Annotated in this window: 1 tRNA gene and 1 rRNA gene; both read left to right on the top strand. The window is 59.3% G+C overall.

Annotated elements, in window-relative coordinates:
* The first annotated feature begins 212 nt into the window (after positions 1 to 212).
* Positions 213 to 327, top strand: a 5S ribosomal RNA gene (gene rrf / locus IFT67_RS20375).
* Positions 328 to 413: 86 nt separating this feature from the next.
* Positions 414 to 490 (top strand) — tRNA-Met (locus IFT67_RS20370).
* Positions 491 to 1,188: the final 698 nt, after the last annotated feature.

The following is a 1,188-nucleotide window of genomic DNA, read 5'->3' as shown; positions in this document are numbered from 1 at the left end:
CCAACGATGCGTGCGGATGATTAAGACGACGCCAGATTGCCAATCCCCTCGCCGTCGAGGGATTGGTTACTACCACTACACCAGCACTCGGTGTTCCGAGAGGCTGGCTACAAACCAAGCACGGTATCGATTTTAAACCCTCAAGCTTCGCAGCAATGCGGCGCCCGAGGGACCCAGATATGACGCGTACGCATGTCGCACCGGCTCCATTGCCTGGTGGCTATAGCGTCGGTGTCCCACCCGATCCCATTCCGAACTCGGCCGTGAAACCCGACTGCGCCAATGGTACTATCGCTCAAGCGATGGAAGAGTAGGTCGTCGCCAGGCATTGAAGCCCGTGCAACATGCATTCACAACATATCCAAAACCCATTCACCATGTCTCCTACACCCAACGCACGCTGGCCGTGCCGTCGCGGGGTGGAGCAGCCCGGTAGCTCGTCAGGCTCATAACCTGAAGGTCACAGGTTCAAATCCTGTCCCCGCAACCATCTTGATTTGCAACACCTCCAAGGGAACCCCCGCGGAGGCTTTTTGCGTTTCCGCTCCGGCACATAGCGACAGCATCGAAGCAAGCTCGCCGCGCAGGTCGATCGCGAGATCACCGTCTTCCGGCGTCAGCACCACAGTCTCGATGAGTGCGCGCAACCGTTCGAACGCCTGCGCCTTGAGCGCTTCGTCCTTGAAGGCCGCGGTGAGCTGTTCGACCTTCTTACGATAGACGCGGCCCAGGTCCGGGGTAAGCAGCTCGGGCTCCGGGGAAACCGTCTCTGTGGTTTCCTGTTTGGCAAGTTCCAGTTCGACAAGCAGGCCCTTGCGCCGCTCGGTCCAGATCTTCATCTCGTCGACGAACACCGCCGCATCCACGCCATTGAGGATAGCGGCCTTCGGGCGGGAAATCTGGTGATCGAGATTGGCCACATCCGGACGTACAGGCTGGCGATGCAGGCACCCGATAACGGCCACTCGTTAGGCGCGATCTTTCCCGTTTCTCCATCTCCGATAGGCCATTTCGAGAATGAGCAATCAGGAACGGATTTTGGGAAACGGGGAGCCCTGAACGGACCTCGGCGTTTCACGCCGGGAACGCGACGGCGTACCGAATTGCGCAACCCGGATTAGGGTCAGGACTCATTGGTCATAGCCAGAAGATGACGGTGGCCGCGAGCGCGACGGCAGAGAAGAAGAC

The organism is Sphingomonas sp. CFBP 13728 (genome assembly GCF_014841895.1).
Taxonomy (GTDB): domain Bacteria; phylum Pseudomonadota; class Alphaproteobacteria; order Sphingomonadales; family Sphingomonadaceae; genus Sphingomonas.
Note: the sequence above shows the minus strand (reverse complement) of the source record. Positions and strands in the feature narration are given on the sequence as shown.